This window comes from Bacillus sp. P14.5, assembly GCF_003316765.1.
GTDB lineage: Bacteria > Bacillota > Bacilli > Bacillales > Bacillaceae_B > Rossellomorea.
On record NZ_NIJF01000116.1, the window covers coordinates 290545 to 309331 of the forward strand.

22 protein-coding genes, 1 rRNA gene and 1 pseudogene are annotated in these 18787 nt (G+C 42.7%); 17 read left to right on the plus strand and 7 right to left on the minus strand.

What is annotated here, in order from left to right; genetic code table 11:
- The first annotated feature begins 21 nt into the window (after positions 1-21).
- The 5 genes from hisB to hisIE are packed head-to-tail and all read left to right on the plus strand — an operon-like array spanning position 22 to position 3357.
- Positions 22-615 (plus strand): imidazoleglycerol-phosphate dehydratase HisB, encoded by a 594-nt coding sequence (gene hisB, locus B9Z54_RS23785; protein WP_113930811.1) that lies wholly within the window; start codon positions 22-24, stop codon positions 613-615.
- Entirely contained in the window at positions 616-1245 is a 630-nt protein-coding gene (gene hisH / locus B9Z54_RS23790; RefSeq protein WP_113930812.1) for an imidazole glycerol phosphate synthase subunit HisH, read from the plus strand. It begins immediately after the preceding gene.
- Positions 1242-1967 (plus strand): 1-(5-phosphoribosyl)-5-[(5-phosphoribosylamino)methylideneamino]imidazole-4-carboxamide isomerase, encoded by a 726-nt coding sequence (gene hisA, locus B9Z54_RS23795; protein ID WP_113930813.1) that lies wholly within the window; start codon positions 1242-1244, stop codon positions 1965-1967. The genes hisH and hisA overlap by 4 nt, the downstream gene beginning before the upstream one ends.
- The gene (gene hisF, locus B9Z54_RS23800) at positions 1961-2719 is read left to right on the plus strand and encodes an imidazole glycerol phosphate synthase subunit HisF (RefSeq protein WP_113930814.1); all 759 of its coding nucleotides are present in this window, start codon (positions 1961-1963) and stop codon (positions 2717-2719) included. Before hisA ends, hisF begins: the two co-directional genes overlap by 7 nt.
- A complete protein-coding gene (gene hisIE / locus B9Z54_RS23805; protein WP_113930815.1) occupies positions 2716-3357 on the plus strand; it encodes a bifunctional phosphoribosyl-AMP cyclohydrolase/phosphoribosyl-ATP diphosphatase HisIE in 642 nt (213 codons plus the stop codon). Before hisF ends, hisIE begins: the two co-directional genes overlap by 4 nt.
- 164 nt (positions 3358-3521) lie before the next feature.
- Here hisIE and B9Z54_RS23810 read toward each other — a convergent pair whose 3' ends face one another.
- Both B9Z54_RS23810 and B9Z54_RS23815 read right to left on the minus strand, forming a co-directional pair.
- Positions 3522-4712 (minus strand): IS4 family transposase, encoded by a 1191-nt coding sequence (locus tag B9Z54_RS23810; RefSeq protein WP_113930816.1) that lies wholly within the window; start codon positions 4710-4712, stop codon positions 3522-3524.
- Positions 4713-4925: 213 nt separating this feature from the next.
- Positions 4926-5138, minus strand: a pseudogene (locus B9Z54_RS23815) (winged helix-turn-helix transcriptional regulator); the annotation flags it as partial.
- A gap of 163 nt (positions 5139-5301) precedes the next feature.
- On the opposite strand from B9Z54_RS23815, the gene B9Z54_RS23820 reads away from it, so the two are divergent.
- Positions 5302-5610 (plus strand): hypothetical protein, encoded by a 309-nt coding sequence (locus B9Z54_RS23820; RefSeq protein WP_113930818.1) that lies wholly within the window; start codon positions 5302-5304, stop codon positions 5608-5610.
- 459 nt (positions 5611-6069) lie between these two features.
- Here the strand turns inward: B9Z54_RS23820 and B9Z54_RS23825 are convergent, their stop codons facing one another.
- Positions 6070-6924, minus strand: a complete 855-nt coding sequence (locus tag B9Z54_RS23825) for an STAS domain-containing protein (protein WP_113930819.1) — start codon at positions 6922-6924, stop codon at positions 6070-6072.
- A gap of 281 nt (positions 6925-7205) precedes the next feature.
- Complete coding sequence (locus tag B9Z54_RS25380) at positions 7206-7349, minus strand: hypothetical protein (RefSeq protein WP_187444448.1); 144 nt, start codon at positions 7347-7349, stop codon at positions 7206-7208.
- 174 nt (positions 7350-7523) lie between these two features.
- Here B9Z54_RS25380 and B9Z54_RS23830 point away from each other — a divergent pair, with 174 nt between their 5' ends.
- Positions 7524-8918: a bifunctional metallophosphatase/5'-nucleotidase gene (locus B9Z54_RS23830; RefSeq protein ID WP_113930820.1), complete on the plus strand. Its 1395-nt coding sequence runs from the start codon at positions 7524-7526 to the stop codon at positions 8916-8918.
- Between the two features lie 125 nt (positions 8919-9043).
- On the plus strand, positions 9044-9487 hold the full coding sequence (locus B9Z54_RS23835; protein WP_240190072.1) for a hypothetical protein: 444 nt from the start codon (positions 9044-9046) through the stop codon (positions 9485-9487).
- A gap of 53 nt (positions 9488-9540) precedes the next feature.
- Here B9Z54_RS23835 and B9Z54_RS25385 read toward each other — a convergent pair whose 3' ends face one another.
- The gene (locus tag B9Z54_RS25385) at positions 9541-9708 is read right to left on the minus strand and encodes a DUF8096 family protein (RefSeq protein ID WP_187442848.1); all 168 of its coding nucleotides are present in this window, start codon (positions 9706-9708) and stop codon (positions 9541-9543) included.
- A 130-nt stretch (positions 9709-9838) separates the two neighbouring features.
- On the opposite strand from B9Z54_RS25385, the gene B9Z54_RS23840 reads away from it, so the two are divergent.
- The 5 genes from B9Z54_RS23840 to B9Z54_RS25995 all read left to right on the plus strand — a co-directional run bounded on the left by B9Z54_RS23840 (position 9839) and on the right by B9Z54_RS25995 (position 13175).
- Positions 9839-10366, plus strand: a complete 528-nt coding sequence (locus tag B9Z54_RS23840; RefSeq protein ID WP_113930821.1) for a hypothetical protein — start codon at positions 9839-9841, stop codon at positions 10364-10366.
- 32 nt (positions 10367-10398) lie between these two features.
- A complete protein-coding gene (locus B9Z54_RS23845) occupies positions 10399-11028 on the plus strand; it encodes a hypothetical protein (RefSeq protein ID WP_113930822.1) in 630 nt (209 codons plus the stop codon).
- 148 nt (positions 11029-11176) lie between these two features.
- A complete protein-coding gene (gene nagE, locus B9Z54_RS23850) occupies positions 11177-12547 on the plus strand; it encodes an N-acetylglucosamine-specific PTS transporter subunit IIBC (RefSeq protein ID WP_113930823.1) in 1371 nt (456 codons plus the stop codon).
- A gap of 40 nt (positions 12548-12587) precedes the next feature.
- Positions 12588-12752 carry a hypothetical protein gene (locus B9Z54_RS25105; protein ID WP_162785349.1) on the plus strand — a complete coding sequence of 55 codons (165 nt, stop codon included), beginning with the start codon at positions 12588-12590 and terminating at the stop codon, positions 12750-12752.
- A 312-nt stretch (positions 12753-13064) separates the two neighbouring features.
- A complete protein-coding gene (locus B9Z54_RS25995) occupies positions 13065-13175 on the plus strand; it encodes a putative holin-like toxin (protein ID WP_222928187.1) in 111 nt (36 codons plus the stop codon).
- Between the two features lie 1189 nt (positions 13176-14364).
- Here B9Z54_RS25995 and B9Z54_RS23855 read toward each other — a convergent pair.
- The gene (locus B9Z54_RS23855) at positions 14365-14562 is read right to left on the minus strand and encodes a cold-shock protein (RefSeq protein WP_113930824.1); all 198 of its coding nucleotides are present in this window, start codon (positions 14560-14562) and stop codon (positions 14365-14367) included.
- 642 nt (positions 14563-15204) lie between these two features.
- Here B9Z54_RS23855 and B9Z54_RS23860 point away from each other — a divergent pair.
- The 3 genes from B9Z54_RS23860 (at position 15205) to B9Z54_RS23870 (ending at position 17628) form a co-directional block, all read left to right on the plus strand.
- Complete coding sequence (locus tag B9Z54_RS23860) at positions 15205-15921, plus strand: MgtC/SapB family protein (RefSeq protein ID WP_113930825.1); 717 nt, start codon at positions 15205-15207, stop codon at positions 15919-15921.
- A gap of 236 nt (positions 15922-16157) precedes the next feature.
- On the plus strand, positions 16158-17087 hold the full coding sequence (locus B9Z54_RS23865) for a DMT family transporter (protein ID WP_113930826.1): 930 nt from the start codon (positions 16158-16160) through the stop codon (positions 17085-17087).
- Positions 17062-17628, plus strand: a complete 567-nt coding sequence (locus B9Z54_RS23870) for a GNAT family N-acetyltransferase (RefSeq protein ID WP_345840767.1) — start codon at positions 17062-17064, stop codon at positions 17626-17628. The genes B9Z54_RS23865 and B9Z54_RS23870 overlap by 26 nt, the downstream gene beginning before the upstream one ends.
- A 239-nt stretch (positions 17629-17867) precedes the next feature.
- Here the strand turns inward: B9Z54_RS23870 and B9Z54_RS25390 are convergent, their stop codons facing one another.
- Positions 17868-18044 carry a hypothetical protein gene (locus B9Z54_RS25390; RefSeq protein ID WP_187444449.1) on the minus strand — a complete coding sequence of 59 codons (177 nt, stop codon included), beginning with the start codon at positions 18042-18044 and terminating at the stop codon, positions 17868-17870.
- Positions 18045-18411: 367 nt separating this feature from the next.
- Between B9Z54_RS25390 and B9Z54_RS23875 the strand changes: the two genes are divergently transcribed.
- A 16S ribosomal RNA gene (locus tag B9Z54_RS23875) occupies positions 18412-18787 on the plus strand; the annotation flags it as partial.

Genomic DNA, 18787 nt, shown 5'->3' on the forward strand with positions numbered 1-18787 from the left:
TACGATGAAGGAGTGAAGCGCATGGAAAACAGCAGGAGAGCGGAGTTGGTCCGCAAGACGAATGAGACCCAGATTGAACTTGATTTTACGATAGATGGAACCGGAAGTGGAAAGATTGAAACAGGTGTGCCGTTTATGTCGCACATGCTGGATCTGTTCACGAAGCACGGGCAGTTTGATCTTAATGTGAATGCCAATGGAGATGTTGAAGTGGATGACCACCACACAACAGAGGATATCGGGATTTGTCTTGGGCAGGCACTGCAGACGGCCCTTGGAGATAAGAAAGGTATCAAGCGTTACGGAAATGCTTTTGTTCCCATGGATGAAGCATTGGCGCAGGTGGTCGTCGATTTGAGCAACAGGCCGCATCTTGAAATGCGCGCAGAGTTTACAAGCCAGAAGGTAGGTACATTCGATACAGAGCTGGTTCATGAGTTTCTATGGAAGCTTGCCTTGGAAGCAAGGATGAACCTTCATGTGGTCGTTCACTACGGCCACAATACACACCACATGATTGAAGCGGTGTTCAAGGCTCTTGGACGCGCCCTGGATGAGGCGACCACAATAGATCCGAGAATTCAAGGGGTGCCGTCAACGAAAGGAATGTTATAAATGATCGGAATCGTCGATTACGGGATGGGCAATCTGTTCAGTGTCGCCAAGGCTCTGGAGCGGCTCGGCGTCCCTTATTTTATCAGTGAGGATAGAAGTGAATTGGATAAAGCGGACGGCCTTCTCCTTCCGGGCGTAGGGTCATTCCGAGATGCCATGACTCTTCTTGCAAGGCAGGAGCTCATTGGATTCATAAAAGGGTATGCAGCGAGCGGTAAGCCGCTGCTGGGCATCTGCTTAGGGATGCAGCTTCTTTACGAAGAGAGTGAAGAGAATGGCTCCACAGAAGGGCTGGGACTGTTAAAAGGGCGTGTCATACGCATTCCAAGACAGACAGAAGAAATGAAGATTCCTCACATGGGCTGGAATAAGCTCAAATTCCTCAATGATTCACCGCTGCTGGAAGGGCTGAAGGAGGACTATGTCTACTTTGTTCATTCCTATTATGTTTCTGAGGAGGATCCTGAGCAAGTTGTGGCCGCGGCTGAATATGGAGTAGAGGTTCCGGCGGTTGCAGGAAAAGAGAATATTTTCGGTATGCAGTTTCACCCGGAGAAAAGCAGTGAGCTCGGCATGAAGCTGCTTCGGAATTTTACAGAACTGGCGTTAAAACGGGAGGGAGTTCAATGAGTTTCACAATCTATCCGGCAATCGACATGAGGGGCGGCAAATGTGTCCGTCTTCTGCAAGGAGATTACAGCAAGGAAACAGTGTACGGAGATTCTCCTTTTGATATGGCGAAACGGTTTGTGGAGGAAGGGTCCGAATGGATTCACATGGTCGACCTTGATGGAGCGAAAGAAGGAAGCCGGGTGAACGATAAGTTTGTTTTGGCTGTGGCCAGCGACCTTGGAGCGAAAGTCCAGATTGGCGGCGGCATCCGTACCGAAGAGGACATTGAATATTATCTCAACAACGGTGTTCAGCGTGTCATCATCGGCAGTCTCGCTGTTTCAGAGACAGAATTAGTGAAGAGCTGGCTCGCGAAATATGGAAACAGGATTGCCATCGGGCTTGATGCAAAAGACGGATATGTGGCCACACATGGGTGGATTGAAACATCAGAAAAGAAGGCAGTTGATGTAGGGATTGAACTGGCCCGTGCAGGTGCGGAAACGTTCATTTTCACGGACATCGCAACAGACGGAATGCTTTCGGGTCCCAATGTAAAAGCAGTGGTCGATCTCGCTGAAGCTACCGGAAAAGAAGTGATTGCATCCGGAGGAGTCAGTTCGCTGGAAGATCTTCGTCTGTTAAAAGAGAACAATGTTTCCGGCGCGATTGTCGGAAAAGCGATTTATACAGGAAAATTCTCAGTGAAAGAAGCTGTGGAAGAGGTGTCGTCATGCTGACCAAACGGATCATCCCATGCCTCGATGTGAAAGAAGGAAGGGTCGTTAAAGGTGTCAGTTTCGTCGAACTGCGCGATGCGGGAGATCCAGTCGAGCTCGCGAAATTTTATGATGAGCAGGGAGCAGATGAATTGGTGTTCCTCGATATTTCCGCATCCCATGAAGGGCGTAAAACGATGATCGATGTGGTCAAAGAAGTTGCTTCGGAACTTGCGATTCCTTTCACGGTAGGCGGCGGCATCAACTCGGTGGAGGATATGAAAAACATACTGCGCTCAGGCGCCGATAAGGTTTCCTTGAACACGGCAGCCGTTTTGAGACCGGAATTGATTTCTGAAGGTGCTGCTTATTTCGGTTCGCAGTGTATCGTGGTGGCGATTGATGCCAAGTATGACGAAGAGAGTGATACATGGAAAGTGTTCACGCACGGCGGCCGGAAAGTCACTGAGAAGGACGCTGTTTCCTGGGCCAAGGAAGCCGAAAAGCTGGGTGCCGGGGAAATCCTTTTGACAAGCATGGACAGTGACGGTGTGAAGAACGGATTTAACCTTCCGCTGACGAAAGCTGTAAGTGAAGCGGTATCGATTCCTGTGATTGCGTCAGGCGGGGCCGGCAAGGCGGAACACTTTGAAGAAATTTTTAAAAAAGGCAAAGCTGACGCCGCTCTTGCAGCTTCTATTTTTCATTATAAAGAAACCAGTGTCGGGCAGGTAAAAGAGTTCCTGCGCGGAAAGGAGGTAGTGGTGAGATGAGCGATATCATTGAAAAGATAAAATTTGATGAAAATGGACTTGTTCCGGCAGTCGTCCAGGATGCCTCTACTAAGAAGGTGCTGACGCTTGCCTATATGAATGCGGAGTCATTGAGGCTGTCTATGGAGAAAGGGGAAACGTGGTTCTACTCACGTTCGCGCCAGGAGTTGTGGCATAAAGGTGAAACCAGCGGCAATACCCAGAGAATCATTGAAATGAAATATGACTGTGATCAGGATGCTGTCCTGGTGGAAGTTGAGCCGAAAGGGCCTGCGTGCCATAAAGGAAGTGAAAGCTGTTTCGAGGAGAGTATTTACAGGGCGGAAAAAGGGACTTCACAGACGGGAAGTGAAGGAAGTTCAATTCTTTCCACACTGGAAAAGCTGATTTCCGAGCGTTTTGAGGAGAGGCCTGAAGGAGCTTATACCACCTATCTCTTTGAAGAGGGCATCGACAAGATCTTGAAAAAGGTGGGAGAAGAAGCTTCCGAAGTCATCATTGCCGCAAAGAACCGCGACCAAGAGGAATTGAAATGGGAAAGCGCGGACCTGCTGTATCATCTGCTGGTGCTGCTGAAGGAACAGGACCTCCCGTTAAATGAAGTTCTTCTAACGCTTGAAGAGCGCCATAAGAAATAATAGCTTCAGTACTTTAAAGCACTAAGAGGGACAGTCACTAGCAATGCATCTATGTAAATTTCTTAAATTTATTCAAAAATTTTACAGTTATTTCTAGCTCGAGAATTAAAAAAGGGCAACATGGTTGTAAAAGACCTTGTTCCCATTTTTTTACATACTTATAGTTAAATTCGTCGTTTTCCTTTTACCATGGCTACAGTTCCAAAATCAGGTTTAGGTTTCGAAGGGATCGGAACTTTTTGTCTGCCTTTTGATTCTTTCTTCTTTCTACCTAATTCTAATAATAGATCGCTATACGTTTTATAGAGATAGGTTTGAAGTGATTGAAAGAATCCCCATGTAGTCTTGGTGGATCGTGTCATAAGCTTAACGATCACAGATAAACCAAAGGCAATGACAGCTAAGAACATTTGATTCCAGATTCCTTGGGGCTTKGTGCTCCAAATTTTAGTGAACTTCAGGTGCTGTTTTATCCATTTAAAGAAGAGCTCCACGATCCATCTGTTTTTATAGATATCCAGAATCTCAGTGTCTTCAAGGTCCCATCGATTGGTTAAGATTCGATACACTCTATCCTTTTCATCCGTAAATTCGATGTATCGCACAGGATGGTGAGAGGTGCCGAAATAGACAATGGCATCTTTGGTGACAGAAGGATGAGTTGGTTCAAACTCTTTTTCAATGTATACTCTCAGATTTTTTGAGATCCTCGTTACGAAGGAAACGTCTCTTTTTAGCCATTCTTCGAGGTTCATTTTGGAGGAATAGCCCCGGTCCGTTACGTAGGTGGCAGAAGAGTCTTCGATAAGATATTTCGCACTTTCAAAGTCACTGACGTTGCCCGTAGAAGGAATGATTTTATCTGGAAAGGCTGTATTTGGTGAGGTGACAACTAACCTCGTATGCATTTTTACAGCCGTATGATCCTTTGAAATCCTAGCCCACTCACACAAGTTTTTTGGCAGCTTCAGTTCTGTAGAATCGACAATTTTGAGGAGCCCCAATTTTTTAGAAATCCCTTTTTGGTCGCGAGTAAGGTGGAGAAGTATCTCAACAACTTTATAGAAAAGTTTCTCTACAGTTTCGGTCGGAAGATCGTTGATTCGGCGACTTAATTGCGAGCCGCTGATCATATCGAGATCCAATTCCTCTCGTAAGGAAGGATGAGCGAAGAGCTTCTCTTCCATACGATTGTAGGAATTCCACTGATCTAACTGGCCAGCGATAAAAACTTTGATTAAGGACTCTGTTTTGAGCTTCTTTCTGTAGTCGAGCAGCGGACATCTCAGGTGTTCGGTTGGCAATAATTTTAAACATTGACAAATTAACGTTTCATGACCTATACTTTTACTCATTGTGATGAGCTCCTTTTGTAGAAGATTTGGGAACAAGTATGGTCCTGCATCTTCTACATTAGGGCTTTTTTTGCGTTTAGGGAAGCATTTTTATTTTTTTATCCACAGACTTCCATATTTTGTAACAGGTGCAAGGCTAGTGACAGTCCCTTTCATGGGTTCACCGCGTTAATGTGTTAAACGAAGACATGCACTATTGGTGGCAGCGGGAGGCTACTCATTCAGCACGCTTACCTCAAGGACATCCGTTTTATCACCATAAACTTTAACAATGTGGTTTTCTTCCCATGCACACAAGGAATCTAATATGCCTTGAAGGCTTTGTCCATATTCACTGAGATCGTATTCCACTTTGTGCGGGACCTGATTATAAACAATCCGATTGATGACGCCATCTTCTTCAAGCTCACCCAGCTGCTGTGTGAGCCCTGTCAATGCCCTGATTTATATGTTTATTATCCGGCGGTAACCATCTCAACCAGCTTCCAGCTTTAATATATTCTCTGCTTTTTAACAAAATGGAAGGATTATACTACTGCATAAGAGAATAGAACTATATGAAAGTGCAAAGCCAAAGGGGGAGCCAAGGATGTTTAGTAAAAAAGGATCTATCTGTGTGATGGGAGCTGTTATGGCTGCAGGACTTATGGGGGCAGCGGGGGTCTCAGCAGAAGAATCCAGTAAATCAACAGCAATCCAAGCTGAAGATGAAATCAGCCCAATGTATGTTCCGATTGGAGAAGGGCACACATGGTCCTATGTCAAAACGACCTATACATCAACAGGGCATATCAAAATATACAGCGATAAAGACTCGTATTGGTACTACATGAAGGAAGTCTATTACAACAGAAATGGCAAGTATATAAAAACGGTGTATGATAAATTTGCTATATAAAGATGGGCGAGAATCTCTCGTCCTTCCATCTATTTAGATAGATTAACAATGATATCCGTGTCCAGCTTCAGCGCCAAGGCCCTCAGGGTTAAAATACATCTAAATATCCTGCTAGAGAGGGTGAAACAGAGTTGAAGCATGGTGTAAATCTTGAAAACACCCTGCTAGAGATGAGAAAAACGAGGTGAAGCATGGTGTTTAGCGTAAAAACACCATGCTAGTGAGGGTACTAGCGCATTGAAGCAAGGTGAAAAACTTGAAAACACTCTGCTAGAGAGGAGGAAACCGAGTTGAAGCATGGTGTTTATTTTCCCCTAACAATCCAATCCTGCAGGAGACCGCACACCTTCAGTCTGTTCTAAAATAATAAAAAGCAGCAATCTCTGGAGTATTATACACCAGAGACAGCACCATAAAAAAGGCAAACACTTTGATGTAGTGTCTGCCTGGTAAACCCATTTAACTGAAAGTGCGAAACTCGAGATCTTTTAGTGCCTGGTGGAGCGTGCCTTTTATCGTCAGTTGATTCAGGTTCACCCCTAATGAAACCATGGTATGAGATACTTCCGGGCGGATTCCGGTTATGATGGTCTTTACTCCGATTAACGATAAGGCTTCAATCACTTTGAACAGTTGATTGGCAACCATGGTATCGACGGTCAATACACCTGACAGGTCAAGGACGAGATGGCTCAGCTTCAATCTTTCGGATTGCTTCAGTGTTTCTTCCATCAACAGTCTCGCTCTTTCCGTATCGATATTTCCAATCAGAGGAAGGATACCGACTTCTGGTCCAAGAGGGACAACTGGTACCGACAATTCGAGAAAAGCAGACCGGGCATTTTCCAGCGAACGTTGAAAGCTGTCAACGTAGGTAAGACTGAAATAATAAACAGCGCTGTCCAATAAAGGATCTATGATAAATACAATTTCAAAAAGGGTATCTGAGGAAATTGGGCTCTCTCCCGCAGCCTGTCTGATAGCCTGCCAAATATATTCTCTGTAAAAACTGGTGTCTCTGAGAGCTTCATTCAATGGCGCGCCTAATTGAAAAAAGTACTCTCCATTCTTGGTCCCCCACTCGCGGACCCTATCTTTCGCTATTTGTTTATCCTGATGCTCAACTAAAGCTTCCCCAAACAGACTGATGAACTCTGCACGCAGTTCGAGGATCATCGGCTCGATTTTTGCAAAGTCACGTTTTTGTGACTCGGTCAGCGGCACATCTGCCATTCTGTCTCTATGTATCTCTAGTGAAATATCGTGCTTTTTATTTAATAACATTTTACCCAATGCTTGAATTTCAGTAGTCATCTTTTGTCCTCCAGCAATAAAATAACGAGCGTTTATCTATGTATGTTCAAATGGAGCTGTCCGTATTATATTACCACATGAAATAGATTAGTAACGGCTAACCTTGTATTTCTAAGTAAAAAAACCCATATATTTCAGAGGGGTTTCTTGAAAAGGAAATTTTCACTTCAGTACGTTAAAGCACGAGAAGGGACAGTCCATTTCGTGCTTTAACGTATTAAAGTGAAAGGCATAAAAATAAGCCCGGCTCAAAAATCTGAAGCAGGACTGTTATGGCAAGGTTAATGGGGATCTATAATTTGGGTTAATAAGTTGATGTCATCTTCAATAAGAGCTTTTAATTGAGTATCGGGGCATCTTTTGTAATCTTCAAGCAATCTGCCCAGCTCCTTGATGAACATTAGGGTTTCAATGTCTTCGTTCATATATAACATCTCCGTTCTTATAGGTATTATAGCCTAAATGAAACAATTTTAAACAGTTTAATAAGAAAAAATGGAATTGAAATATTGCGAATGTTTTTATTCTTGCAGGAGAACACTTATTTTTTAGAAAAGTAATGGGTAGGGCATTAAGTCACTAGAAAACTGAGGTGGAATATGAAATTTAAAATTTTGCACACAAATGATCTGCATAGTCACTTTGAACAGTATTCGAGAGCGGTATCGCTCATAAGAAGGGTTCAGGATGAACACACATTGCTTTTGGATGCTGGGGATTTTGCTGATTTTAAAAGTATTGAACTTCAAGGTACAAGAGGGATTGCGGCAATTGAATTGCTGGAGTCCGCTGGATATGATGCCATCACGATCGGCAATAATGAAACGTTCAATGGAGTGGAGACACTGCAGTACATGGCCAGCAGTAGCAGCATCCCATTTATCAGCAATAACTTGTTAAGAAAGGATAAGTCTGCACTGGATGGAGTTGCGACTTCGATAATCGTCGAAAAAAATGGAATCCGGATTTTGGTGACAGGATCATCTCCGGATCTTGGGGAGTTTAATGATGGTCTGGGAGTACATATCAGCTCTTATAAGGAGGCGCTTCTTCAAGAACTGCATCGGTATGAAGGTAAGTATGATGTGAGCATTGTGCTGAATCATGTGGGGACATTTGCAGATGATGACCTCGCCAGGGAATTGGATGGCATCGATATTATTATTTCTGCTCATGATCATCAACTTTATCCTGCAGCCAAGGTCATTAATGGCACGATTTTGAACAGTGCCGGCTGCTACGGTGAGTATGTCGGAATTATCGAAGCGGAAGTAACAACAGAAGGAGTGAAACTGATTCACTCTGAAACTCTGCCGACCAAGGATGAACAAGAAGATGAGGAAGTCATTTCCATTTTAAAAAAGAATAAAGAAAAAGCTATTACTGCACTGAGCCAGCAGCTTTATTCCCTGCCAAAACCGCTTTGGCATGATGTAGTTCAGGAAAATCCTATCAGTAACTTGATTGCGGACGGGTTAAAAGATATGTTGAACGCTGATATAGGATTGATCAACAGCGGAATCGTAAATGCGGGGGCATTCGGTTTTATTTCCAATAAAAAGCTTATAGAAATTTGTCCGTCTCCATTGAATCCAACTTCTTTTGAGATACAGGGAAAATATTTAAAAGAAGCTTTCGAGCATTCACTTGACGCACAGGTATGCCTTGCGGACGGAAGAGGGCCGGGATTCAGAGGGAGATTCGTCGGCAGCCTTCACGTTTCCGGCGCAGAAATTGAGCATGACGGTACCAAGGTTAATCGAATATTGATTGGGGAAAACCCGCTTGAAGAGGAAAGATGGTACAAGGTCGCATCTTCAGACTATCTGCAGAGGGGCTCAGGGTACCCTGAGCTTGCCAACAATCGAAATGTTAAGTATCTGCCAGAGGAAATCAAGGATGTCATCCGTTTGTACGGAAAAGATTCCTCTTATATTGAGAGTGCATTCATCAATAGGTGGAAGTCTGCCGCTGCAGTGACATTAGGCCGCTGAAGTTAGAAGGAGAAAGGCTGGAACTATGGTGTGATATGAATGCAGTTAGGTTTCCACAGCAAAAAATATGTGTTGGCACCCATTTCTATATTGTTATAATGGATAGAAAATAATTATTGATAGAAATGGGTGAGGTAGTGAGAGATGGAATAAAGCTGCTTGCGGAATTGGTAAACGGGCTGCATGACGTTTTAATTAAGCTTTCCAATGATGTTCTGGGGCTTAACTTAACAGACAAAGACCTGCACTTCTGGATAATGGGGTTTATTGGGATCGGTGTCTTTTTCTTCATTTTTGCGGTTACAAAGTGGCTTTCTAAAATGCGTTTTGGGATAACGATGATTTCCTTTTTGTATACGATGACTTTCATGTTTGTATTGGTGTTCGCCATTGAGATTCAGCAGGCAATCACAAACAGGGGAAATATGGAGTTTGCCGATGCGGTCATCGGCTTATGGGGGTTCCTTGTTCTGTTCATGGCGTACGGAGCACTGGGACTGCTGGTTATTGCAGGAAGGAATCTATATAAAAAATATAGTAGTACCCAAAACACTGATGTAAAAATGTAGCCTTCCTTAAAGGGAAGGCTGTATTTTTGGGCTTTATTCTCTGCAGAAGAGATCTACACGATTTTCGTTTTACCGCATTCCCTGCATTTTCGGTAAAACATGCCGTCTTTGACGGTTGACTTGAACAGCTTGTTTCCGCATTCACATCTTCCGCTCACTTCATCAGGCTCGTCTTTATAATAAACAATGTTTTCGTTTTGATTTTCGTCATTGCTTGTCATTTCACAACATCCTTTCGTTGCTTTTCTTCTTTTATAATATATCAAGGTTTCAAAAGTTTTTCTATTCCTGTGTTGCTGCGGCATAAGAATAGTAAGTGGAACTGCTTCACAATGAAAGGGAAGATTGAATATGGATAAAGCTATAATGTTGGATCTGTTTCTTCTTCAGGTTATTGGGGTTTTCTATATCTATAACAGATCTAAAGAAGAAGAATCACAGGTACTGTTGAAATTATTTGGATATAGCATTCTAGGAGCATTTTCTTTTGCTATTAATTCGATAAAATTGCCCATTGGCTTTATTATTTTTCTGTTGTTTTTTAAACCTGGCGAGAATATTAAAAGAAAGCGGGAGGCTGCCTTTCTCGGTTTTGCAGTATTTCTAATCTCCATCGCAATCCCCTTTTTTCAAAAAACAGTTTATGAATGGCCAAGGGTGGTTGAGTTGGAAGATTACCATTTGGATAAAATCAGTTTTGAAGAAGAGTGGAAGAATGTGCAGGAAGAGCTGGGAATGGGGAACTATGCAGTGATTGATAGCTTTGAAACAGCTTTTGACAAGGAGGGAGAACTTTATTCTCTGGATATAAGTTTGACAGAGCCTGTTATTGATGGTTTTATCTATTACCATCTTCAGCTTGACGAAGAAAAAACTTAAAAATTAGACGATATCGCAATGAAGAAGGAATGATGATTGACGGAAAATCAGAAGTCATCTACTTCTTCAGGCATCTTGATGCTTTATCTTCTGAAATGTTCAAAGGTCCTGACATTCAGTATTATACCCTCAGCTCTTCAGGCAACCGGGAAGGATATGCAGTCAGGGAAGCCGAGAAATTCTTAGTGACTGACAGTGGCGGGGTGGAAAAGATTGAAGACCATCAATTTCCGCTGGAAGGAATCATGCTGGATGTATGTGGTTTCGCGGGGGAATACAACGGAAATAATCATGAGATGTGTACGCTAAATCAACATTTCCTCTTGGATGTCACGTTTCCTGAACTTGAAGTTACGAAAGATAACATTCTTGATCTTGCAAGGAGAGACAAGGAGATCAATGAATGGTTTGAGAATCATACCGGGGAGTCTGTCGGCAATGAAAAAAACGGTGTGTTTACCTTGAAAAAGGATGGAAAAGACATAGAGGTGAAAGAAGAGGAATATATCACTGCCCTCAAGGAAACGCCCTATGTCACTCTTAATGAAGTTGATAAGATTTGGATAGCAGAAGTTGAACATCCTTATGGGGATGCGCCTCACACAATTGAAATAAGAGTTAATGCCGTAACAGGCAAAGTCATAGACTATTTCTTTCGTTAAATCTCAGTACCTATACAAATGACAGATAAGAGCGCTTTCTTTGTTGAAGCGCTCTTATTTTTTGGTTCTAACCTGTCATCTCTTTCTCATATTTTAAAGTACGGGCCCTAATAAGTATTACTACTATTATAGGAGAGAAGGGATTGACATGTTAGGATTTCTGCAACGGATCGGTAAAGCATTGATGCTTCCGATCGCTGTCCTTCCAGCGGCTGCTTTGCTATTGAGGCTGGGGCAGCCGGATTTATTGGACATAGCCTTTGTTTCTGCTGCGGGTAAAGCGATTTTTGACCATTTGGCCTTATTGTTTGCGATTGGGGTGGCAATCGGCATTTCCAAGGATGGCAACGGTGCAGCCGGTTTAGCGGGTGCCATTGGTTTCCTAGTATTGGGAGAGGGAACGAAAGCAATCAGTGAAGAGATTAATATGGGGGTATTGGGAGGGATTTTATCGGGGGTCATAGCAGGTCTGCTATATAACCGATACCATGATAAGAAGCTTCCGGATTATCTTGGCTTCTTCGGGGGGCGCCGTTTTGTTCCTATCATTACTTCATTAGTCATGATTTTATTGGCCGGAGTATTTGGCTATGTGTGGCCGCCAATTCAGGATGCGATCAATGGAGTCGGTGAGTGGATTGTTGGAGCAGGTGCACTTGGGGTGGGCGCATTTGGCTTCTTGAACAGGTTGCTAATTCCGCTTGGCCTGCACCATGTTTTAAACACTTTGGTGTGGTTCGAGTTTGGAGAATTTACAAACGCGGCTGGAGAAGTCGTCAAAGGTGACTTGACCAGATTCTTCGCGAAGGACCCGGATGCTGGAGCCTTTATGACTGGTTTCTTCCCTGTTATGATGTTCGGTCTGCCGGCAGCTGCTTTTGCCATGATTGCGGCGGCGCGTAAAGAAAGAAGGAAGTTAATCAGCGGAGCGATGATCGGAATCGCTTTTACCTCCTTCCTGACGGGAATTACTGAACCAATCGAATTTCTGTTCATGTTCTTATCACCAGTTCTTTATCTAGCTCATGCTGTGTTAACGGGAGCAGCGATGTCCCTGGCATATATACTTGATATCCATCACGGATTTGGATTCTCTGCAGGGGCGATCGATTATATCCTAAATTATAATATTGCCCAAAAACCTCTGCTGCTTCTGGTGCTTGGTCTCTTGTATGGAGCGCTTTATTTCGCGATTTTCTACTTCATGATCATCAAATTTAATTTGAATACTCCAGGCAGGGAAGTCGAGACAGAAGGGGAATTTTCTCCGGGTACAGATGGGAATTATAAAGAACTGGCAGAAAAATATCTTGCCGCACTAGGCGGGAAAGGGAATATCATTTCCATTGATAACTGTGTGACGAGACTGAGACTTGTGATGAAAGATACAGGACTGGCAAACGAGCTGGAGCTGAAAGGCCTTGGTGCCAAAGGAGTCATCAAACTGAATCAACAAGACTTGCAAGTGGTTGTCGGGACAGATGTACAATTTCTGGCGGATGAATTGAAGGAATTATAGTAGTGGAAAGCGGAGGTGTCTTTGATACCTCGGCTTTTTAATGTCCAGGAAGGGACTGCAGCTGGCGAGGATCCGTACCCATTGGGACACTTCGGAACAATTGCCTATCGGAGTCGAGCCGGCAGATTCCGCTTTTGTTTCGTCCAGCTGCAGCGCCCGAGGGTACGCACCAACCGGAACGGACTTAGCCCCTCGGATTAAATAACCCGAAGCGAATAAAAGGAAAGAGCGCCTCTTTTTCGCTTCGGAACATTTGCCTATCGGGGCTGGACAGGGCGCTTCCGCTTTTGATTCGTCCAGCTGCAGCGCCTAGCCCCTCGGGATCAAATAACCCGTAGCGAATAAAAGGAAAGAGCGCCTTTTTTTTCGCTTCGGAACATTTGCCTGTCGGGGTTGGACAAGGCGCTTCCGCTTTTGAAGGTAGAAGGGTCCTTTTTACCGAGGTGAAAAAATGTCTTTGGATGGTATAATGGAGATACAGTGAAATACAGGATGGGGCAGCGGCTCATACTCCCGGATGAAGGGAGGTGATACGCTTATGGTTGCTATTGGAGACGTGCTTCAAATCATGATTGCGTTTGGTACTCTGGTTGTCGCGATTATCGCGGTGACAGAAAAAAAGAAGTAACCATCCCATCCCCGGCCAAAGGTTATAGATGATTACTTCTTGTATTCAGCTTTAAGTTGAGCCGCTGCATGTCCATGCAGGTATTTGCTGTAAGAGAGTCCTGATTGCCGTCAGGGCTCTTTTTATTTTATGATGTTATGTTCATTATATACTTACCTGTTTTTTTCGTAAAGCAAACAAAATAATTGGAATCTCCCCTGAGTAGTTAATAAGGATGCTTTTAGTGAACGTGCAATGGTTAATAGTACGCTTCCTTTGCAATTACACCCCGATCTTCGGGCTGCCCAGACTTAATGGTGCGTTTCTCTGTTAATCATACCAATATCTTTATGCTGCTCAGGCTTAATGGTACGTTTCTCCGTTAAACGTACCAATATCTTTGAGCTGTCCATACTTAATGGTGCGTTTCTTTGTTAATCGTACCAATATCTTTGGGTTGTCCAAACTTAATGGTACGTTTCTCTGTTAATCATACCAGTATCTTTATGCTGCTCAGGCTTAATGGTACGTTTCTCCGCTAATCGTACCAATATCTTTGTACTGCTCAGACTTAATGGTATGTTTCTCTGTTAATCATACCAATATCTTTGTACTGCCCAGACTTAATGGTATGTTTTCTGTTAACTATACAAATATCTTTATGCTGCCCAGACTTAATGGTATGTTTCTCTGTTAATCATACCAATATCTCCGGGTTGTCCAGACTTAATGGTACGTTTCTCTGTTAATTATACCAGTATCTTTATGCTGCTCAGGCTTAATGGTACGTTTCTCCGCTAATCGTACCATTATCTCCGGGTTGTCTAGACTTAATGGTATGTTTTCTGTTAATTATACCAATATCTTTATGCTGCCCAGACTTAATGGTACGTTTCTCTGTAAATCGTACCAATATCTTTGAGTTGCTCAGACTTAATGGTATGTTTCTCTGTTAATCATACCAATATCTTTGTACTGCCCAGACTTAATGGTACGTTTCTTTGTTAATCGTACCATTATCTCCGGGTTGTCCAGACTTAATGGTACGTTTCTCTGTTAATCGTACCATTATCTCTGTATTGCCAAGACTTAAGGGTACGTTTGCTGGCTTATCGATCCATTATCTTCAGGTTCCTCTGTTTTAGCGGATCCATACCAATGGCAAAAAGGACAAAAAAAGAACCCCCGGAATCGGGAGTTCTTTTGATAATTACTTAGTTACGTTTGCAGCTTGAGGTCCGCGAGCGCCTTCTTCGATTTCGAAAGAAACTGTTTGACCTTCATCTAGAGATTTGAAACCTTCGCCTTGGATTGCAGAGAAGTGAACGAATACATCTTCTTGACCTTCAACTTCGATGAAACCGAAACCTTTTTCTGCGTTGAACCATTTAACTTTACCTTGTAACATATGTGTTTCCTCCTGCGTGGCTTTGTGCCACAATGTATTACCATTCTTGCTCTAAACAATCTATCAAGACGAATCTTTCAGTGTTACCGAACAAAAACAATTAAGATAAGCCTATCACCCCTGCATTTTTTCGTCAAGAGGGTTGAATGTGGCTTAGTTGCACCAGGTTTAAGTCAAAACCACTGCTGCAAAAGGATTTTCTTCCTTTTAAATAGAATCAAGTGCGTTTGTTTCCAATTTTTTCAATTGGCTAGATACTTCCTAATAGAATCAAATACATTGAAATCCATATTTGGTTTGCATGTGTTATTGAGGCAGCCTGCCAGCCAGCCATTGAGTGTGGTCCCTTTTTTAAAAATAAGGTGCTAACGTTTAGGAATTTATTTATCTGCTGTGATATTTCGAATGAATTCTGCGGCATCTCCATTATATATTTATTGAAAAAATTTTAATTAAGACGAGAGAGCTGCATATAAATAGTAAAAGGACCAGCTCAAAAAGTAAGGAAAGGTGATTGGGAGGATTATGAACAATTGGAGTGCTCCCTGGTCAGCTGCTGTTTAATCAAACCTAATTTAGGTTAAATAGTATGGAAAAAAAGCGTCACATAAGTGAAAGTGTAAGGGAGAGGCAGGAGAATAGATGTCGTTTTTTACAGATGATATGTTAACTTCTACTATTAGATTATTGGTAATTGTACTTTTAAGCGGACTCATAGGTATTGAGAGAGAAGTCAAGAATCATCCTGCAGGTTTGAGGACCCATATAGTCGTGGGTGTGGGGTCATGTATGCTGACACTTGTCTCCTTGTTTGGATTTGAAGACTATATTAGAAGCCACGAGGACATAAGGGGATTTGACCCGAGCAGGATTCCTTCTTATATCATTTCGGGGATTGGTTTCCTTGGAGCAGGGACCATACTCGTTCAGGGAGGAATAACGGTAAAAGGGCTGACTACAGCTGCGAGTATATGGGTCGTGGCAGGCATTGGCATTGTTGTTGGAATAGGCATGTACTATGAGGCTGTGCTGGCCACGATCATTATTATTACTACCTTATTCTTTTTGAACAGATTTGAGAAATTCTACAAAAAGAAGGTCGACACAAAAGATAACCTGCTCTTAGTGATTACTTTGAGTAAAGGGGAGGGCCATGTGAAGAGGATCAATTCTGAACTTTCTTCCCAGGAAATTGAGATTTCCCAATATAATCTTGAAGAAGATAAAACAGGTGAAGAGGGAATAATGAAATACACTCTTTCCTTATCAATGAATCCTAAAACCAATTTATCAGAAGTGTTGGAGAACCTGCAGGATATGTCTTTCATCACTTCCGTCAATATCAATAAAAGAACATAAAGAATTCGGCCGGTTAACGGTCGTTTTTTTATTGGCTTTTTTCAGTAATTTATGGGAAAAGGCAGTACTGCTTCTGATTTGGATGATGAAGAGTTTAGATTAAATAGTCAGTCAGACTGAGTGGAAAATCCGCTTTCCAAAGTGTTTGAAGGACTTTTTGATAAAGGGGTAGAATTTAATACCTTCTGAGAGTAGACTTGGTAGGACAGACACCCCTTACGAAAGGAGACACAAAGATGCAGGAAATCCGCATGAACCCATATTTCATTCTTGTGATTGGAGTAATATCAGTTTCGACATCAGCCATCTTAGTCAAGGTATCCAGCTCTGATGCGGGAATCATCGCATTTTACAGGCTGTTATTTACCATCTTGCTGATGTCTCCAGTGTTTCTATTGAAGTACAGAAATGAATTGAAGAGCATTACTATCAGGGACTGGGGATTTACAACAGCAGCCGGATTCTTTCTGGCTTTTCATTTCATTCTTTGGTTTGAGTCATTAAATTACACCTCTGTTGCCAGCTCCACAGTATTGGTCACGTTGCAGCCGTTATTTGCATTTGCCGGGACCTATCTTTTCTTTAAAGAAAAATTCAGCAAAACGGCTTTGCTTTCGGCGCTGCTGGCAATTGGCGGCAGCATCATAATCAGCTGGGGAGATTTCCGTATAAGCGGAATGGCTCTTTGGGGAGATCTGCTTGCGCTTTTGGCGTGTGCATTGGTAACGGCCTACCTGCTTTTCGGCCAAAATGTGAGAAAGCGGATTTCTTTAATCACATACACATTTATTGTTTATCTGATGAGTACGATTGTATTGTTCCTTTATGTTTTGATCAAAGGAGAAAAACTAGGCCCTTACCCCAAGGAAGAATGGATCTACTTTATTCTGCTTGCTATCATACCTACATTGCTGGGGCATACCTTGTTCAATTGGTCGCTGAAATGGCTGAGCACCTCAACCATATCCATGGCCATCCTGTTTGAGCCGATTGGCGCCTCGATACTAGCTTATTATCTTTTAAGTGAAGCCGTTATAATGTCTCAGGTGATAGGCGGCGGAATTATTTTATTAGGTATCTACATCTTTGTAAGAGAAGAACGAAGAATCAAGAAACGATCAGCGTTAGGGGTGAAAGTTGATGAGAACAATGGAGAATGCCTTTAAAAGGTTTCCTGTACTGGAAACAAGAAGATTGGTGTTAAGGGAAATTAAACAGGAAGACGCACATGCCATATTTAAAAACTTTTCCGATGACAAAGTAACCGAATATTATGACCTGGAAACGTTCACCGAGCTTGCTCAAGCGGAGGGTCTCATAGAAAAGATCGCCACGGGTTTCAGGACCCATATACAAATCAGATGGGCGATCACGCTTAAACCGGAAAATATATTATTGGGGACTTGCGGCTTTCATGAAATCGAAAAAGAACATTATAAAGTAGAAACTGGATATGAACTCAGTCCCGATTACTGGGGAAGAGGGATAATGAATGAAGCCTTGAATGCCATATTTACATATGCGTTTAAAGAAATGGGAATCAATCGGATTGAAGCTTTCTATGATCCTGAAAATGATAGGTCAAGAAACGCTCTTGAAAAATGCGGCTTTGTATATGAAGGAACGCAGCGTAAACGTTTCTTTGAAAAAGGGAAGTTTGTAGATGCATCACTATCTGCTCTACTGCAAGAAGAGTATAAAAGTTAAGATGGAAATACTATTCTTCTCAAAATAAAAAATGGAGAAAGGACCCACGGGAGTCCTTTCTCCATTTTTGGTCAAATATAAGAAAGTATATAATCTTTAGTGCGAAAATCAGTTAGCGTTTCCGCCCAGGATCAGTACCTACTGGAACCGACTTAGCCTCGCAGGTTCAAAAACCCTGGAGAAGAAAAGGAAGTAACATTTGCCTGTCGGGGCTGAAAGGGGCGCTTGAGCTTTTTCTATTAAATAAAAACATAAGTGAGTCCAGAGAAGACAAATGCCATGATGACAGAGAAAATGAACGTGCCTCCCCTGACTTCTGTTTCTGATTCACCAATTTTGATAGCTTGTACAAAAGAGAAGGCAAACAGATATATAGCCATGATAAATGAAAGAATAAGGGCTGCTTGTACGACCATAAGATTAATAGGGCTCCTTTCCCTCAATATAATTACTAAGAATCTATGCAAGTAAGAAAAGAATTATGATTTCCAGAAAAACATTTCAAAAAAGTATTGCACACAAAATATTATCATGATATATTATTATTCGTCGCTGCAAACGACACACAAAACAAACCGCTTTAAAAAACATTTCAAAAAATGTTTGACATTAACGAAGTGGGATGTTAAGATAATAAAGTCGCTTCAAACGAGGCGCGGAAATGATTGAACCTTGAAAACTGAACAAAACAAGACAAACAAAACGTCAACGTTAATCTAGTAAGAACACTGTTCTTACAAAGTTGCTAATACTTTAAAAATAGCACATGAGCAAGTCAAACTTCTATCGGAGAGTTTGATCCTGGCTCAGGACGAACGCTGGCGGCGTGCCTAATACATGCAAGTCGAGCGGATTGATGGGAGCTTGCTCCCTGAAATCAGCGGCGGACGGGTGAGTAACACGTGGGTAACCTGCCTGTAAGACTGGGATAACTCCGGGAAACCGGGGCTAATACCGGATAGTTCTTTTCCTCGCATGAGGAAAAGTGGAAAGGCGGCTTCGGCTGCCACTTACAGATGGACCCGCGGCGCATTAGCTAGTTGGTGAGGTAACGGCTCACCAAGGCAACGATGCGTAGCCGACCTGAGAGGGTGATCGGCCACACTGGGACTGAGACACGGCCCAGACTCCTACGGGAGGCAGCAGTAGGGAATCTTCC

What these genes read in the sequence shown, in the direction of transcription:
- B9Z54_RS25390 (WP_187444449.1), bottom strand. Translation starts at nt 18,044, where the DNA reads ATGGTCGTACAAGCAGCCCTTATTCTTTCATTTATCATGGCTATATAT.
- B9Z54_RS25385 (WP_187442848.1), bottom strand. Translation starts at nt 9,708, where the DNA reads ATGACAAGCAATGACGAAAATCAAAACGAAAACATTGTTTATTATAAA.
- B9Z54_RS23825 (WP_113930819.1), bottom strand. Translation starts at nt 6,924, where the DNA reads ATGACTACTGAAATTCAAGCATTGGGTAAAATGTTATTAAATAAAAAG.
- B9Z54_RS23830 (WP_113930820.1), top strand. Translation starts at nt 7,524, where the DNA reads ATGAAATTTAAAATTTTGCACACAAATGATCTGCATAGTCACTTTGAA.
- B9Z54_RS23840 (WP_113930821.1), top strand. Translation starts at nt 9,839, where the DNA reads ATGGATAAAGCTATAATGTTGGATCTGTTTCTTCTTCAGGTTATTGGG.
- hisIE (WP_113930815.1), top strand. Translation starts at nt 2,716, where the DNA reads ATGAGCGATATCATTGAAAAGATAAAATTTGATGAAAATGGACTTGTT.
- B9Z54_RS23820 (WP_113930818.1), top strand. Translation starts at nt 5,302, where the DNA reads ATGTTTAGTAAAAAAGGATCTATCTGTGTGATGGGAGCTGTTATGGCT.
- B9Z54_RS25105 (WP_162785349.1), top strand. Translation starts at nt 12,588, where the DNA reads ATGTCCAGGAAGGGACTGCAGCTGGCGAGGATCCGTACCCATTGGGAC.
- hisA (WP_113930813.1), top strand. Translation starts at nt 1,242, where the DNA reads ATGAGTTTCACAATCTATCCGGCAATCGACATGAGGGGCGGCAAATGT.
- B9Z54_RS23855 (WP_113930824.1), bottom strand. Translation starts at nt 14,562, where the DNA reads ATGTTACAAGGTAAAGTTAAATGGTTCAACGCAGAAAAAGGTTTCGGT.
- hisH (WP_113930812.1), top strand. Translation starts at nt 616, where the DNA reads ATGATCGGAATCGTCGATTACGGGATGGGCAATCTGTTCAGTGTCGCC.
- B9Z54_RS23865 (WP_113930826.1), top strand. Translation starts at nt 16,158, where the DNA reads ATGCAGGAAATCCGCATGAACCCATATTTCATTCTTGTGATTGGAGTA.
- B9Z54_RS25380 (WP_187444448.1), bottom strand. Translation starts at nt 7,349, where the DNA reads ATGAACGAAGACATTGAAACCCTAATGTTCATCAAGGAGCTGGGCAGA.
- nagE (WP_113930823.1), top strand. Translation starts at nt 11,177, where the DNA reads ATGTTAGGATTTCTGCAACGGATCGGTAAAGCATTGATGCTTCCGATC.
- B9Z54_RS23860 (WP_113930825.1), top strand. Translation starts at nt 15,205, where the DNA reads ATGTCGTTTTTTACAGATGATATGTTAACTTCTACTATTAGATTATTG.
- hisF (WP_113930814.1), top strand. Translation starts at nt 1,961, where the DNA reads ATGCTGACCAAACGGATCATCCCATGCCTCGATGTGAAAGAAGGAAGG.
- B9Z54_RS25995 (WP_222928187.1), top strand. Translation starts at nt 13,065, where the DNA reads ATGAAGGGAGGTGATACGCTTATGGTTGCTATTGGAGACGTGCTTCAA.
- B9Z54_RS23835 (WP_240190072.1), top strand. Translation starts at nt 9,044, where the DNA reads ATGGGTGAGGTAGTGAGAGATGGAATAAAGCTGCTTGCGGAATTGGTA.
- B9Z54_RS23870 (WP_345840767.1), top strand. Translation starts at nt 17,062, where the DNA reads ATGAGAACAATGGAGAATGCCTTTAAAAGGTTTCCTGTACTGGAAACA.
- hisB (WP_113930811.1), top strand. Translation starts at nt 22, where the DNA reads ATGGAAAACAGCAGGAGAGCGGAGTTGGTCCGCAAGACGAATGAGACC.
- B9Z54_RS23845 (WP_113930822.1), top strand. Translation starts at nt 10,399, where the DNA reads ATGATTGACGGAAAATCAGAAGTCATCTACTTCTTCAGGCATCTTGAT.